The organism is Halogeometricum pallidum JCM 14848, assembly GCF_000337095.1.
Classification (GTDB): Archaea; Halobacteriota; Halobacteria; order Halobacteriales; family Haloferacaceae; genus Halogeometricum; species Halogeometricum pallidum.
Genome location: NZ_AOIV01000037.1, coordinates 102,711 through 118,096, shown reverse-complemented (window position 1 = coordinate 118,096; position 15,386 = coordinate 102,711). Strand labels below are relative to the sequence as shown.

The 15,386-nt window shown below is 66.2% G+C and carries 9 protein-coding genes and 1 pseudogene; 1 reads left to right on the top strand and 9 read right to left on the bottom strand.

The genetic code is table 11. The features are described 5' to 3' along the window. Positions 1–256: 256 nt before the first annotated feature. Positions 257–1,675, bottom strand: a complete 1,419-nt coding sequence (locus C474_RS15015) for a flippase (RefSeq protein WP_008388308.1) — start codon at positions 1,673–1,675, stop codon at positions 257–259. A 5-nt stretch (positions 1,676–1,680) separates the two neighbouring features. Next, entirely contained in the window at positions 1,681–2,802 is a 1,122-nt protein-coding gene (locus C474_RS15010) for a DegT/DnrJ/EryC1/StrS family aminotransferase (protein WP_008388306.1), read from the bottom strand. A 457-nt stretch (positions 2,803–3,259) separates the two neighbouring features. On the opposite strand from C474_RS15010, the gene C474_RS15005 reads away from it, so the two are divergent. Beyond that, entirely contained in the window at positions 3,260–5,308 is a 2,049-nt protein-coding gene (locus C474_RS15005; RefSeq protein WP_008388303.1) for a glycoside hydrolase family 15 protein, read from the top strand. Between the two features lie 21 nt (positions 5,309–5,329). Here C474_RS15005 and C474_RS15000 read toward each other — a convergent pair whose 3' ends face one another. From C474_RS15000 to C474_RS14970, 7 genes and pseudogenes are all read right to left on the bottom strand, one after another. After that, a complete protein-coding gene (locus C474_RS15000) occupies positions 5,330–7,444 on the bottom strand; it encodes a molybdopterin oxidoreductase family protein (protein ID WP_008388301.1) in 2,115 nt (704 codons plus the stop codon). Between the two features lie 12 nt (positions 7,445–7,456). Further along, the gene (locus C474_RS14995; RefSeq protein WP_008388300.1) at positions 7,457–7,741 is read right to left on the bottom strand and encodes a hypothetical protein; all 285 of its coding nucleotides are present in this window, start codon (positions 7,739–7,741) and stop codon (positions 7,457–7,459) included. Positions 7,742–7,750: 9 nt separating this feature from the next. Continuing rightward, a complete protein-coding gene (locus C474_RS22690) occupies positions 7,751–7,924 on the bottom strand; it encodes a hypothetical protein (protein ID WP_169330570.1) in 174 nt (57 codons plus the stop codon). Positions 7,925–8,081: 157 nt separating this feature from the next. Next, positions 8,082–10,574: pseudogene (locus C474_RS23605) on the bottom strand (molybdopterin oxidoreductase family protein). Further along, positions 10,574–11,536 carry a 2Fe-2S iron-sulfur cluster-binding protein gene (locus tag C474_RS23160; protein ID WP_008388298.1) on the bottom strand — a complete coding sequence of 321 codons (963 nt, stop codon included), beginning with the start codon at positions 11,534–11,536 and terminating at the stop codon, positions 10,574–10,576. The pseudogene C474_RS23605 and the gene C474_RS23160 overlap by 1 nt, the downstream one beginning before the upstream one ends. A gap of 1,410 nt (positions 11,537–12,946) precedes the next feature. Continuing rightward, on the bottom strand, positions 12,947–13,831 hold the full coding sequence (locus C474_RS14975) for a fumarylacetoacetate hydrolase family protein (protein WP_008388297.1): 885 nt from the start codon (positions 13,829–13,831) through the stop codon (positions 12,947–12,949). 55 nt (positions 13,832–13,886) lie between these two features. Further along, positions 13,887–15,365, bottom strand: a complete 1,479-nt coding sequence (locus tag C474_RS14970; protein ID WP_008388295.1) for a GntP family permease — start codon at positions 15,363–15,365, stop codon at positions 13,887–13,889. Between the last annotated feature and the right edge of the window lie 21 nt (positions 15,366–15,386).

The window sequence follows — 15,386 nt, the reverse complement described above, 5'->3', positions numbered from 1 at the left end:
TGCCGCGTACTCGGTACACCGTTCTTCGCCTGTGAGGGACGAGGAGGGGTGCGGGGCGGGATGTTCGGCGTCACCAAGCCGTCCTTGGATTCCGACCATGCTTCCGCCCTCACGGGGTGTATAGAAAACTAAGAAGCTGATAATAAGATAACACTATGGAAAAGACGCGACGAGGAGAACTACCACTTGATGTTTCTATTCTGTTATGTGAATATTTTATCGAGAGTTGTTTTGCCAGTGAACAGTCATCTCGGGGTCAGAGAGGCGAGAAACGTCGGGCTAACCCCACCGCTCGGGTTCGAAACCGACCGAACAGGAGGAGTACCGAACCGTAGACCACCGCCGCGAGGAGCACCACCCCGAAGAGTCTCGGCAGGGTGTCGGCGGGGAACGCGGAGGTGACGCCGACGACGACGGCGTACATTCCGACCGCGGCGACGACGCACCACCCGACCTCGCGGTACGGAATCCGGAGGTCCATGAGCGCCGAGAGATATTTCGCGCGGAGGAGCAATCCGACGGTGAACGAGGCCGTCGTCGCGACTGCGGCACCCACGAGGCCGAACTGGACGACCAAGACGGCGTTCAACACGAGGTTGAGCGCGATGGTCCAGACGGTCGCCCGCGCGACGAGGTTCGGTTTGTCCATCCCGAGCAGACACCGCCCGACGAGCAGTTGGATGGCCTCGGGCACCTTCCCGGCGACGAGGACGACGAGCGCCAGCGACGCGACGGTGAACTCCGGGCCGAACAGCAGTCCGAGGATGTTCGGCGCGAGGGCGACGGCGCCGAAGAACGCCGGAACGACGAGGAGGACGCTGGGCGTGATGGCCGACGAGAGCAGTCGTTCGATGCGGTCCAGTTTCTCCCCCGAGTCCCACGCGCTCGTCTGCGGGAGGACCGTCGCGCTGACCGACGTGGCGAGGATGGTCGTGATGGTCGATACCTTCCAGGCGGTCTCGTAGGCGCCGACGGCCGACTGCGAGAGGAAGTAACCGATGACCAGCACGTCCATCCAGTTGTGGACCTGCAGACCCAGCGAGGGGACGAAGTTGTACTTGGCGAACCCGAGCAGCGACCGCAGGCGGTCGAGAGACGGTCGGGTGAACGAGGTGTCTATCTTCGCGATGATCCAGACGAAACCGACCGCGGACCCGAAGATGGTGCCGTACACGAGGCTCTCGACGCCGAACCCGAGAGCGAGGAGGGTCGCCCCGACGAGGACCCACCCCACCCGGTCGACCAGCATCGGACCGGCTATCTCGCCGACACGGAGTTCGCCCTTGAGCGTGGTGTTGACGAGGCGCTTGAACTGCTTGGCGCAGACGGCCACCGCGAGCAGCGCCGCGACCTCTATTCCGACGTATCGGTCGATGCTCGACGAGAAGAGAAGGATGCCGCAGACGACGACGCCGACGGTGACCGCGTAGAAGACCACCGCGGTCGAGAACGTCTCCTCTCGGTCGGACGCGCCGCTCAGTTGCTTCTCGACGCCGGTGCCGACGCCGAGGTCGGTGCCGACGATACAGACGGTGAGAAGCGCCTGAAAGAGGAAGAAGGCGCCGAGCAGTTCGGGTCCGAGGACGCGGGCGAAGTAGACGTGCCCGAGGAACCCCGCGGCGGTCGTCCCGACCGAGGCGAGGAAGACGAGGGTACTGGAGCGCGAGACGTCCATACGACTCAGTCGTCCGTCGCCCCAATGAGTCGTCGGGCGTGTGCCTCGTCCGACGGGCGGCGAAGCGGCAGGCAGACGACCGACCGCGCGAGTCGGTTCGCGGTCGGGAAGGCCGCGTCGCCGGCCACCGGGTCGGGGAGTCCGGGCCACCGGAAAGCGCCCGCAACCCGTGATTCGAGCCGCACGGCCCGCCGTTCGCCGGACTCGACCGCGAGCGGGAACATCCACGGACAGGCGCCCGCCGGGAGTTCCTCGAAGAGGGGGGTGACGCCCCCGCAGTCGGCCGCGGCCGACGCCCAGACGCGGTACGCGTCCCGACGTTCCCGCCGCACCTCGTCGGGGTGTATGCGCCGCAGTTCCCGTCGCGTCGCCCACGACATCTCGCCGCGCCACGCCGCCTCGTCCGTTCGACGGCCGTCGGTCGGGCGTCGCGAACCGGTCGCGTCCGACTCTCTATCGGAGCCCGAACCACCGGCTTTCGCTCCCGCTCTCGTGGTCGCGCCGGTGGCGGCCGCGCGGAGCGGTTCGCGCAACGCCGGGATTCGCTCCCAGAGTTCGGCGCCCGCCGAAGCGGCGTAGTACCGAAGGTCCTCGTGACCCGGATGGGGACCGGCGGTTCCGACCCGCCGGGTCCGTTCGACGCTGGCGGACCTCCGTCCGACGGCCGGCGAGGCGCCGTCGACGTAGAGAACGGCGCCGTCGGGCACGTTCAGGGGCTTGTGAAAGCTGGCGGACCCCACGTCGCCGGAGGCCCCGAGCGCTCGGCCGTCGACCGACCCGAGGGGTCCGTGCGAGGCGTCGTCGACGAGGGCGGCCCCGTGTTCTCTCGCCACCTGTCGCAGGTCGCCCAACCGGGCCTGCGGGAAGCCGAAGTACTGGACGGCGACGAGCGCCATCGTCGACTCGGAAGCGGCGTCTTCGACCGACGCCAGGCCGGGTTCGTGCGGAGACTCGACTCGGTAGAAGCGCGGCGACGCCCCCGCCGCGCGTACGGCGTCCGCGACGCCGACCGGCGCGTAACTCGGGACGAGCACCTCGTCGCCCGACCGGTCGAGCAGTGATAGACCGACGCGCAGCGCCTCCTTCCCGGAGGCGTGGTAGCTCGCCGTTCTGGGTTGTGCGCGCACGAACTCGTGAACGCTGCGGGCGCGACGCCGAGTGGAGGGCGGCGCTCGTCTCGCTCCTCTCATCGCTAGCCGGCAGGCGACCCCGGCGGATAGTTACAGGTGACTTACCGCACCGCCCGTCGCCGCCGTCGGGCGCTTCCGTTCGGCGTCTGCACCCCCGGTCCGCGAAGGTCCGGACCGCCCGACCGGAACGAGGCGAAGTCGTGCGGGTTTCGCACCTCGAAGAGAGGACTCGAATTCGCCCGAAGAGCGGCGGAACGGACGAGAGGCAGAGAACATTACTCACGGAGAGCGGACCGGATACGTCACTAAAGTATTTTTTACTGATACGTTATCGCCCGGCGGCGTTAACTGATAAGCGACGCGACTGTTTCACCGGTCGGACCGAAGAGGCGAAGCGGTCGAGGATCCGGCCGGCAACTGTTTTCACCTCTCTCAACAGATAGCCGCGTGACCGATGCAGGAAGACTCCGCCGGGCGCCGGCCGAGCGACAAAGACGCCATCGTGAGCGCGCCGTTGGGCGACGGAATGGAGGTGCTTGCGACGGTGAACCAGTACCCGGGAACGGGTCACCGCGACTGGAACGGCGCGCTCGTCGAAGACACGTCGGCGTTCAGGCTGGACGTCGAGCAGTTCTACGACATGCACACGCTCCTGTGGGACGCCAACGTCGGCCAGACGCTCGACGTGCGAAACGACGCCGTCGCCAGCGCGGTGTCCTACGAGTCGCCGCGCGTCCCCGAAGTGCACGTGCGCAACCAGTTCGAGTTCGACGACGGCGCGGCGGCGACGCTCGACCAAGACATCCTCGTCGCCGTCGACTCCGCGTCGCTGTTCGTCCGTAACCGCGCGCGGTTCTCCACGCCGTCGACGCGGACTCTCTACACGCTGTTCGGCCTCGGCATCCACGACGGTACCAGTGCCGACGACGTGGACGAGGCGTTCGTCGTCCACGACCACGGCTACGACTTCGTCGTCGCGCACGATTCGGGGCGCTATCTCGCCGTCGCGCAGCGCCGTCCCTCGACCGGACAGACGACGTTCGATGGGTGTCGAATCGGTCGACAGGGCGTCACCTCGGGTCCGGACAGGAGCGCGTGGCGCGACATCTACGAGGAGAACGACGGCCTCGTCGACGACAACCACCACTTGGACGGGAAAGTCGACGCCGGGTTCGGCCTGTTCGTCGACGACGTCACCGACGTGACGTGGTGGACGGCCGTCGGTTTCGGCGAGAGCGAACTCGAAGCGCGGGAGAACGCCCTGACGACCCTGTGGAGCGGCTATCGCGCCGAGCGCTCGACGTTCGCCGCCGTCTGGGAGAGTTGGCACGGAAACCGAGACGGCTGCCCGGTCGAGGACGCCTTCGCGGCGGAGACGTACGAACTCTCGCTGACGGCGATGAAGTGCGCGCAGGACCGTCGGGGCGGCATCATCGCCGGCGCATTCAAACCGAAAGAGTTCGCCTACCGCTTCGTCTGGCCTCGAGACCTCGTCATCTGCATCCAGGCGCTTCTCGCGGCCGGCGCCACCACCGAAGCGTTAGAGGCCCTCGATTGGCTCTCGCACGCCCAGATTACGAACGACGTGACCGACGCGCGCGGTATCGACCGTCGAGGGACGTGGTGGCAGAACTACTACGCGGATCAGACCCCTCACTGGCGGGCACTCCAACTCGACCAAGTCGGCGGACCCATCTACGCCCACTGGCTCTGTTGGCGGGCGACGGGCGACGACTCGGTGCTGGCGGCCTACTACGACACGAGTCGCCGCGCCGCCGACTTCCTCCTCGGCTGGGACGACGGCGGCTTTCCGGGGAAACACCAGGACCCCTGGGAGGAGATATGGGGGTACACGACCGAGGGAAGCGCCGCCGCGATAGCCGGTCTGCGTTCGATGGCCGCGCTGGCCGACTCGGTGGGCGAAGACGACTACGCGGCGGAGTGTCGCGAGACGGCGGCGATGTGGGCCGAGCGCTTCGACGACCACTGTTTTAAGCGGGGCGCCCTGCTCGGCGATCACTACGTCACCGCGGACGACCCCGAACCGCGGGACGACCCGCCCGCCGACCGCAGACCCGACGCGGCGGCGTTCATGGCCTACTGGCCGTGGAACGCCGTGCCCGCCGACAGCGAGGCGATGCAGTCGACCGTCGCCTGCGCCGACGACCCGGCGTGGCGCGCCGACCGCGACCCCTGCGTCGGGCGTTACCCGGGCGACGACTACACGCCGACGAACACCGCAGAGGACGGCGGATGGCCGCTCTGTGAGGCGTACGCCGACGTGGTGCGCTGGCGGAGCGGTGTCGACGAGGACGCCGTCGCGGACCACGTCTTCGAGCACAGTCGCGCGTGGCGGACCGCGGCGGGCCTCCTTCCCGAACGCGTTGACGGCGGCGGCCAGGTGCGGTGGAACGCGAACCTCCAGTGGAGTCAGGCAACGTACGTCCTCCTCGTAGAAAGCCTCGCACGCGGCGAACCGTACGGTCTCGCGCCGGGAGAGTGAGGTGCGGAGAAAAGCGACCCGTCAGTCCGACGCGGATTTCGGCTTCGATTCCGCGTCCGAGTCGGAGGTCGAGTCCGCCGCCCGCACCCCGACGGTCCGGGAGTCCCGGCCGGCGAGGAGTCGGTCGGCCCACTCGGCGTCGAGGAAGACGGCCCCTTCGCGGACCTCCGGTGAGAGCGACGCGACGGCCTCGACCGCTTCGGCGCCGTCGAGAACGACCCGGTCCCCGTTACGGATACCCCGCGACGCGGCGTCGTCGGGGTGGACGAGGAGTTCGGGCGCGTCGCCGTCGTCCGCCCCCGAACCGCCCTCGTTGACCTGTTTTCGGGTGAGCACGACGAGGCCGGGGGACGAGTCGTCGGCGTCGTCGGCGTCCTCCTCGGTGTCGTCGGTCGCGTCTACGGGGAGCAACGGCGCGCGTTTCTCGCCGTTCATGAACCGGTCCCGGTGGAGGACGCCGACGCCCTCCGTCGCCCCCTCGGGGAACGGCCAGCGCTGGCTGCCGGATTCGAGTCCCGCGTAGGACATCCCGGCGTACAGCGGGTTCACCCGCGTTATCTCCTCGAAGACCCCCTCGGGCGTCTCGGGCGCGAACGCGGTCCCCGTCAGCCGTCGGCCGAGTTCCCGCACGATGTCGAGGTCGCGCCGGGCCGAATCGGGGGGCGAGGCCGCCGCGCGCATCCGCTGGACCTGTCGGTCGAGGTTCGTCACCGTCCCGTCCTTCTCGGCCCACGCGCTCCCCGGCAGGACCACGTCGGCGTGCTCGACCGTCTCGCTCGGCGCGATGTCCTGCACGAGGAGGAAGTCCAGCGACTCGAACTTGCGCGCGACGAACTGCGTCTCCATCCGCGTCACCGCCGGGTTCTCGCCGAGGACGTACGCGCCGCGCACGTCGTCGCCGAAGGCGCGGACCGCTTCGAGTTCCGACAGACCGGGGTCGGTCGGCGGGTCGACGCCCCACTCGGCGGCGACGCGTTCGCGCGCCTCGGGGTCGTCCACGGGGTCGAACCCGGGAAGCGTCGTCGGCCGCATTCCCACGTCGTTCGCGCCCTGTTCGTTGTTGAGGCCGCGGAGAACGTTCATCCCGGCGCCGCGGCGGCCGACGTTCCCCGTCAGGAGCAGGAGGTTCAACAGAGCGTCCACCGTGGCCGTGCCGCGGTGGTCGGGAGCCTCCGCGCCCGTGCCGACGATGACCGCGGTTCCGTCCGCGTCGCCGACGGCGCGAGCCACCCGGCGGATTTTCTCTGCGTCGACGCCGGTCCGTTCGACGCCGGCGTCGACGTCGAACTCCTCGAAGGAGTCGGCGAACGCCTCGAAGCCGGTGGTCCGCTCTTCGACGAACTCGCGGTCGACCGCGTCGAGTTCGAGTAGTTCCGCGAGGAGGAGACGCACGAGAAGCGCGTCGGTTCCGGGTCGGGCCGCGAGGTGGACGTCCGCCGCGCGCGTCGTCCGATTCGCGCGGGGGTCGACGTGGACCAGCGTCGCGCCGTCGTTGACGGCGGGGCGGACGTAACTGTCGAAGGCGATGGGTTGCTGGGCCGCCGGGTTCGACCCGACGACGAGGAACACGTCCGCCTCCGAGATGTCCTCAAGCGTGTTCGTCATGGCGCCGCACCCGAAGCGGCGCGTCGTCGCCGTCACCGCCGAGCGGTGACAGATGCGCGCGCGGTTGTCGACGTTGTTCGTCCCGAGCGTCCGCGCCAGTTTGCCGAACAGGTAGTTCTCCTCGTTCGTACAACGGGGCGCGCCGAGGAACGCGAGCGAGTCCGGGCCGTGCGCGTCGACGAGGCCCCCGAGTTCCCGTTCGACGCGGTCCAGCGCCTCTTCCCACGACGCCGGCACGAGCGTCCCGTCCTCTCGAACCAGCGGCGTCGTCAGGCGGTCCTCGTCGAGGCCGTCGAACGCCTCGATGCCCTTCGGACAGAGGCGACCCTCGGGGTTGACCGGCGCGCCCTCGCGGCCGACGGCGCCGCCGGTGCGGTCGCTGTAGCGGAGGCCGCACCCGACCGAACAGGACGGGCAGACGGTGTCGACGGGAGCGTACCGTCGGGTCGTCTCGTCCGCGTCGGACGGGGTGTCAGCCTCGGATTCGGGGTCGGACTCGGATTTCGGTTCGGACGCGCGTTGCCGGCTCATGGTCGGTCCGCGTCACTCCTCCTTCGGCGACTCTTTCGGGATATCTCCGGTGAGGAAGTTGTAGACGACCCCCAGGCCGGAGACCACGAAGATGAGCAGCAGATTCAGCGCTGCGTTCGGAACGATGGTCTTCGTCCGGAAGATGCGACTCCCGCAGGAGGGACACTGCGCGTCCCCCGCGTCGAACCGCGTGTCGCAGACGGTGCAGTCGTGCACGTCGTGTTCGTCGTCGCTCTCGACCCCGACGGGGCCGTTCGCGAGTCCGAACAGTCGCTTGAACTGGTAAGTGAAGTCCATGGGTGAGTCTCAGCCGTCGTCCGAGGGCTGCTCCACGCTGGAGTGCTCCGATTCGACGTGTTCGCGCATCTCCCCTTCCGAGTCGAACGACTCGTGACAGAACTGACACTCGTGGTCCTGCGCGGTGGGGTTCTCCGGGTTCTGTTCGGGCGTATCCTTCTCGTCGTAGTCGTCTTCGGTCATGGTTGTATTGGATCTCTGGTTCAGTCGTCCGCGCTCTCGGGACTCGACGTGCTCGTGTCGTCGTCGACGGCCGTGGGGCGGTCCCGCGGCACCACCTTCACGTCCGTCACCTTGAACTCGGGGACGTGCGCCTGCTCGTCGAGGTGGCTCTCGTCGGTCAGTTNGGCACCACCTTCACGTCCGTCACCTTGAACTCGGGGACGTGCGCCTGCTCGTCGAGGTGGCTCTCGTCGGTCAGTTCGTTCACGACGTCGGTGCCGTCTCCGAGGACGTGCATCGGGACGAACACGGTGTCGGGGCCGATGCGGTCTGTCACCTGCGCCATCGCCTCTATCTCGCCCTTGCGCGAGGTGATGCGCACCGGGTCCTCGTCGGCAATGCCGAGCGATTCGGCCGTCTCGGGGTTGATTTCGACGAACAGTTCGTCGGTGTACGAGCGGATGCCCTCCTCGCGGTTGGTCATCGTGCCCGTGTGGTACTGGTAGAGGACGCGCCCCGTCGTCAGTTTGATCGGGTAGTCGCCGTCGTCCATATCGCGTTCGGCCGGACCCGTGATGTCCGTCGGGAACATGTGCGCCAGTCCGTCGGCCGTGTTGAACTGCTCTTTGTAGAGGTGCGGCGTCCCCGGGTGGTCCTCGTCCCAGACGGGCCACTGNGTGATGTCCGTCGGGAACATGTGCGCCAGTCCGTCGGCCGTGTTGAACTGCTCTTTGTAGAGGTGCGGCGTCCCCGGGTGGTCCTCGTCCCAGACGGGCCACTGTAGCTCCTCGCCGTCTTCGAGTCGCTCGTGCGTGACGCCGCCGTAGATGGGCGTGAGGTCGTTTATCTCGTCCATGATGTCGCTGGGCGAGTCGTAACCCCACTCGAAGCCGAAGCGCTCGGCGAGTTCCTGGGTGATGACCCAGTCGGGTTTCGCCTCGCCCGGCGGGTCGACGGCGCGCTTGACGNCCCCACTCGAAGCCGAAGCGCTCGGCGAGTTCCTGGGTGATGACCCAGTCGGGTTTCGCCTCGCCCGGCGGGTCGACGGCGCGCTTGACGAGTTGGACGTGGCGGGTCGAACTCGTGTACGTCCCGTTCGTCTCGACGTGACCCGTAGCCGGCAGGACCACGTCGGCGTACTCCGCCGTCTCCGTCAGGAAGATGTCCTGGACGGCGAGGAAGTCCAGTTCCTCGAGAACCTCCTCGGCGTGGTCGACGTTCGGTTCGGAGATGACCGGGTTCTCCCCCTCGACGAACATCGTCTTGATGTTCCCGCGGTCCGCGGCGAGGAACTGCTCGGTGATGGTGAGACCCACCTCGTCCGGCAGGTCCTCGACGCCGTAGTAGTCCTCGAACTTCTCGCGGGNGGGAAGTTCCCGGGGACCGGACCCATGTCGCCGCCGCCGCCCTGCACGTTGTTCTGCCCGCGGAACGGCGCCAGCCCCGACTTCTCGGTGCCGACGTGTCCCGTCACTAAGGCGAGGTTCGCCATCGAGATGATGTTCTCCGTCCCGTGGCTGTGCTCGGTCAGCCCGAGCGTCCAACAGAACGTACAGCTATCGGCCGTGGCGATGGCCTCGGCGGCCCTTTTCAGCTTCTCCGGCGGGACGCCCGCGTGCTCTTCGACGAACTCGGGCGTGAACTTCTGGACGCCCTCCTTCACTTCGTCGAAGCCGACGGTCCGGTTCTCGATGAACTCGTCGTCCTGCAGGTCCTCTTCGAGGATGTGTCGGGTCAGCCCGTTGATCCAGACCGTGTCGTAACCGGGCTGGACGCGGGCGTACTGCGTCGCGTACTCGGCTATCTGCACCTTCCGGGGGTCGAAGACGTACGCTTCGGCGCCCTCTTTGAGGTTCTGCTTGATGTCCGTCCCCAGCACGGGGTGGGCCTCGGTCGTGTTCGAACCGGTGATGAGATAGCAGTCGGTGTTGCTGAGCGCTTCGGTGCCGACCGAACCGGCGCCGTAGCCGACCGTCTGCGAGAGACCGGCCACCGTCGGCGAGTGGCAGAGCCGGTTGCAGTTGTCGATGTTGTTGGTCTTGAGAACCTGGCGGGACAGCTTCTGCATCAGGTAGTTCGCCTCGTTCGACGTCTTCGAGGAGGAGACGAGTCCCAGCGCGTCGGGTCCGTACTCGTCTTTCGTCTCCTGCAGTTCCTCGGCGACGCGGTCCAGCGCCTCCTCCCACGACGCCTCGCGGAACTCGCCGTCCTCCTTGATGAGCGGCGTCGTGAGGCGGTCCTCGTCGTTCGCGTAGCCGTAGCCGAACTTCCCCTTCACGCAGGTCGAGATGCCGTTGATGGGGGCCTTCTCGGCGTTCGGCCGGATGCCCAGCACCTCGTCGTCCTTCGAGAGCACGTCGAACCGGCAGCCGACGGCGCAGTAGCCGCAGGTGGTGTCGGTGACGTCGACGTCGTTGAGTCGGTAGTCGCTGATGGCGTCGGCCATGTCGAAGAGCCGACCCTCCGACATCGTGTTCGCCGCGAACGACTCCGCGAGGTGTTCGGCCGGTGCGAACGGGCCGCTATGTCCCTCGTTCGACCCGTGACTCGGCGTCGTCTCGCTTCGCTCCTGTGCGGACTGCGCCATCTCCTTCGCCTTGGCCATGTAGCCCGCGACGCCGGATTTCTTCTCTTCGGCGGCGTTCGTCTCGTCCGGTTGCTGTTTGCTCATTAGTTCTCACTCATGTTCGGCCGCTCGTCCTTCTTCATGGGGGTCATCTGGCGGGGCTGGTGCTCGTAGTCCCCACCGATGACCTTCCCGATGCTGTTCTTCTGGTTGAAGCCCGGAAGCGGGATGGTCGCCATGTCGGTCAGACCCTGTTCGACGAGCGCACCCGTCGGGCACACCGTCGCGCAGTGACCACAGGAGACGCACGTCGACTCCATCATCGTCTCCGCGCCGTTCTGGAACGCGATGCGCGTGTCCGGACCGCTCCCCTCGATACGGAGAACGCCCTCGACCTGCACGTCGTTGCAGGCTTCGACGCAGCGGTTACAGAGGATGCACTTGTTGCGGTCTATCTGGATGAACGGCGAGGAGTCGTCTATTGGTTCGTACGCGTCCCGGTCGTCGAAGACGCCGTAGCGCGGTTCCTCCACGTTTTCCTCGATGGAGGCGTCCTGCAGTTCACAGCGGCCGTTCTGTCCGCAGGTCGTACACCGCAGGTTGTGGTCGCCGAGGATGAGGTCGAGGTTCACGTCGCGCGCTTCCTCGGCCTCCTCGGTTCCCGTGTGGACGGTGAGTCCGTCCTCGGCCGGGAAACTGCACGAGGGCACCATCCCGTGCTCGTCCGTGTCGACCATGCAGGTTCGACACTCGCTTCGCGGACCGATTCGGTCGGCGTCCTCGTTGTCCTCGTCGTAGTTACAGAGGGCGGGGACGGAGCTATCGGGCTCTATCTCGTCGATGGCGTCGTAGATGGTCGCCCCTTCGGGCAGGGTGACCGTCTGGCCGTCGACGGTGATCCGCGTCTCCTCGGTGCCTCGGGTCCCGACCGTGGGGTCGTTCGCCGTTCCGGTCTGGAAGTCGTCGGACACCGGGGTGCCCGGTCGCGGGTCTGTGACGTTCGGCACGGACGGAAGTGGTTCGGTCTCGGTACTGCTCGTCTGGCTCGCGGATTGCTCCGTACTCATATTCTGTATCGGGTTCCCTGGTTCGGTTCGCCACCCGCGCCGGGTGCGGCGTCAGCGCGGTTCGCGCGCGAGTCCGCGTGCCCGACTGAGAACCACCGCGAGCGTCGGGTCGTCCGCCCCGACGCCGGCCCCGGTCCGGCACGAGAGACTCCGCTGGCGTTCGTCTCGTGGCCCGGCGGGCGGTACCCGACCGCCGATTGAGCGTCGCGCCACGCCATCAATTAACATTCTCGTCTATCGGCGCAAAAAAATTTGGGCCGGAACCAACGAAATTCCGGGAGGGCGGGAGGACAGTCTGTACCTGTCAGTCGAGTCCGTACGTAGACTCCCGGCCGCGCTTCGGTCACCGTACGCGCCGGTCACGGCCGGGTGTCAGACGGCTGAGAAAACAGTCGGCGACAGACCCCCGCCACACACCTTCGGTTACGTTCTCGAACAGGTCCCTCTTCGTTGAGGTCCGGTGAGCACCACCTCGGAGAGAAACCGTGCACCAAGCGGACAGAACGATTATAGCACTGGATCCGACAGAAGTAATCGCATTTCGGCGCGGTGAGAATTACGGCAGTACCGATTCGACTCGTCGCGCGGGTCTTCGAACGTATCCGTTATATATCCGCGATTCAGTCGAATATCGATGGTTACAGTCTTCGGAGTTCGACGAAGGGATTGTCTCATCAGGCAGCAAGCGTTCAAATTCTGAGGTAGAGTATAATAGTACATTGTTCGCTTCTGAACTCATGAGGTGAAGATTACAGTTTTTTTAAGTCTAAATAAATATAAATAGTGTAGACTAGCCTTTAGAAGTAGATATTAAAATGCTATTGTGAGAATCGAGTTGAAGAAAGGATATTACAATTATATTTATTCAAGTCGTCCGGCGGATCCCGTTCGCACGTTCCCGCCATTCCGTATTAGAGAACGGTGTTCGGAAATTCCCGCGGTTCGCCGCAGACGTTTATCGAGCGAGCAGAGCGATGAAACGAGAGAGAAAACTGCCCATCGTATCTCCTCGTCTCTTGTGCAGTCGGATTCACCAACGGTAGCCAGTAGGGGGATAGTTCCTGCGCGGATACCGTTACAGTACTACGTTCGTAATGTGTATGAGAGCGTCCGAATGAGGAGGTCGGAAGTATGTTCTCCATTTCAGAACGGATTGGAAGTTCCGAGAGCAGAGACCGGAGCATCCTCCGAAAGGGAGGGCGCTCATCCGAGTTATTCCGACGTTTCGGCTGCTGTTGGATTCGAGGGAAAAAACGATCCGTTCCGACGTAGAGAACGGACGAGGGCGAGCATTCGCCGAACGCCCGCAGAGGTCCACGAAAAATCGAGTCCTGTCCGTTGAGTTCACGTCGCTCCCGCCGTCAGGAGTCCGACGACGCTCGCCGGTCCGTGTCGGTCGCGTTCGGCCGTTCAGACGGTGACGGTGTCGTTGACGAGGCGACCGATGCGGTCGATGTCGATGGAGACAGTGTCACCCTCACTGAGCGTGAACGACTCCGGGGGGACGAGCGCCGTCCCCGTCAGCAGCACCAGCGTCTCCGGGAGGTTGTTGTGACGGCGGAGGTACTCGACCAGTTTCTCGCAGGTGGTCGCCATCTCGCTGGTCGACGTGGAGTCCTCGTAGACGACCTCCCCGTCGCGTTCGATGGTGAGCGACATCGAGAGGTCGTGCGGGTCGGTGACGACTTCGTCGGTGGCGACGCAGGGACCGAGCGAACAGCAGCGGTCGTACACCTTCGCCTGCGGGAGGTAGAGGGGATTCTGGCCCTCGATATCCCGACTGGACACGTCGTTGCCGACGGTGTAACCGACAACCTGCTCGCGGTGAAGGACGACGCCGAGTTCCGGTTCGGGGACGTCCCACTCGGAGTCGCCGCGGACGCCGATAGCGTCGTTCGGACCGACCGTCCGAGACGGCGTCGCCTTCAGGAACAGTTCGGGTCGCTCGCTGTCGTAGACGTCGATGTACACCTCCGGTTTGCCGCTCTCGGCCTCGCGCGCCTGCTCGCTGATGCTGTACGTGACGCCCGCCGCCCACACCTCATCGGGGACGACCGGCAAGAGCGCCTCACCGTCGAGGTCGCTCAGGTCGTGGCGGACGGCGTCCGGGATCCGGTCGCGGGCGATATCGTCGACCGACCGGTCGCTGGCGTTCGCCGCGCGGGCTAGCGCCGTGAACGAGCCGAGGTCGTCCGAGGCCGTCGTCAGGTCATATGCGTTCTCTTCGTCGTCGACGACGACGAGGGAATCCGAGCGCTGCCGAGACTCTCCACCGGGGAGTCGGTAGTATCGCATACGCAGTGATGAACAGATGTGAATAAAAGAGTATCGGGGATTTCGGCGGTGGAGGCTACGACAGGGGGAAGAGCGTCGAGAACAGGAGGACGGACGCGATACCGGTGAACGACAGGACCGTCGTCAGCGCCGTCCACGTCTTCAGCGTCTCCGCCTGCGTGAGGCCGCCGACCTCCTTCATCAGCCAGAACCCGGAGTCGTTGTACCACGAGCAGATGATTCCGCCGGCGCCGATGGCCATCACGAGGTAGGCGGGGTGGACGGACAGTTGGTTAGTCAGCGGCGCCATGATGGCGGCGGTGGTGAGCATCGCGGCCGTGGCAGAACCCTGCGCGACGCGGATGATGGCGGCGATGAGCCACGCCGTGATGAGGAGGCCGATGCCGAGGCCCTGTAGGCTGCCGGCGATGTAAGAACCGATTCCCGAGGCGGCCAACAGCGCGCCGAACGCGCCGCCCATCGCCGTGATGGCCGCGATGTTGCCTCCGCTCTTCAGCGCCTCCGTCAGTTCGTCCTCCCACTGCGAGCGCGTCAGTTCGGACCACCGCAGGTAGGTCAGCGCCGCCGCGATAGCNTTCAGCGCCTCCGTCAGTTCGTCCTCCCACTGCGAGCGCGTCAGTTCGGACCACCGCAGGTAGGTCAGCGCCGCCGCGATAGCCGCGATGGTCAGCGCGACGTTCTTGTTCCCGATGAACGCGACAGTGGCCTCGAACGTCCCGAGAACCGGGTACACCGACGCGAAGGTGTCGACGACGGTCTTCGACGCCACGAGGACGACGGCGAGGAGTATCGGGAGCGCCGCCTCGAACACGCCCGGGATGTTCTCGGCCGAGCGGTTCGCGCGCTCCATCAGTTCCTCGGTGCTCGTTCCCATCGCGTCCCGGAGGGGTATCTCCACTCGGTTGTTTATCCAGTGGCCGAACACGAGTCCGGCGACCGTCGCGGACGGGATGGCGACGGCGACGCCGACGAGCATCGTCATCCCGAGGTTGACGCCGATTGCGCTGGCGACGGCCAGCGGACCGGGCGTCGGCGGGATGAACACGTGCGCCGCGGAACCGCCGGCACCGACGGCGACGAGGTACAGCGCGTAGTTCTTCCCGCGGCGCGCGCGCATCGAACGGGCCAGGGGCGCGAGCAGGAAGAGAACGCTGTCGAAGAAGACGGGAATCGCGAGGACGGTGCTGCTTCCCCAGAGGGCGTACTCGCTGTTGTCCTTGCCGAGAGCCGACTGAAAACCGCGGACGATGCGCTGTGCGGACCCGGCCTCGAGCATCGCCTTTCCGATGATGGCGGCCATCAGGATGGGAATGCCGATGCCGGCCATCCCGTTCCCGAACGCCGTCGCCGTCCGCGTCGCCGCGTCGGCCAGCGAGAAATCGGCCACGAACGCGGCGTTGATGAGGCCGACGGAGAACGCCGCCAACGTCAGTCCGACGAACGCCGGGAGGTCCCAGACGACTAAGAACAGTACGACCAGCAGGAGGCCCGCCACGAATGTGAGCAGCGGACTGTGCGCAAACTCGACTACCATATCTCGAACTGCGCTTCTGCT

What these genes read in the sequence shown, in the direction of transcription:
- C474_RS15000 (WP_008388301.1), bottom strand. Translation starts at nt 7,444, where the DNA reads ATGAGCCGGCAACGCGCGTCCGAACCGAAATCCGAGTCCGACCCCGAA.
- C474_RS14995 (WP_008388300.1), bottom strand. Translation starts at nt 7,741, where the DNA reads ATGGACTTCACTTACCAGTTCAAGCGACTGTTCGGACTCGCGAACGGC.
- C474_RS15005 (WP_008388303.1), top strand. Translation starts at nt 3,260, where the DNA reads ATGCAGGAAGACTCCGCCGGGCGCCGGCCGAGCGACAAAGACGCCATC.
- C474_RS22690 (WP_169330570.1), bottom strand. Translation starts at nt 7,924, where the DNA reads ATGACCGAAGACGACTACGACGAGAAGGATACGCCCGAACAGAACCCG.
- C474_RS23160 (WP_008388298.1), bottom strand. Translation starts at nt 11,536, where the DNA reads ATGAGTACGGAGCAATCCGCGAGCCAGACGAGCAGTACCGAGACCGAA.
- C474_RS14975 (WP_008388297.1), bottom strand. Translation starts at nt 13,831, where the DNA reads ATGCGATACTACCGACTCCCCGGTGGAGAGTCTCGGCAGCGCTCGGAT.
- C474_RS15015 (WP_008388308.1), bottom strand. Translation starts at nt 1,675, where the DNA reads ATGGACGTCTCGCGCTCCAGTACCCTCGTCTTCCTCGCCTCGGTCGGG.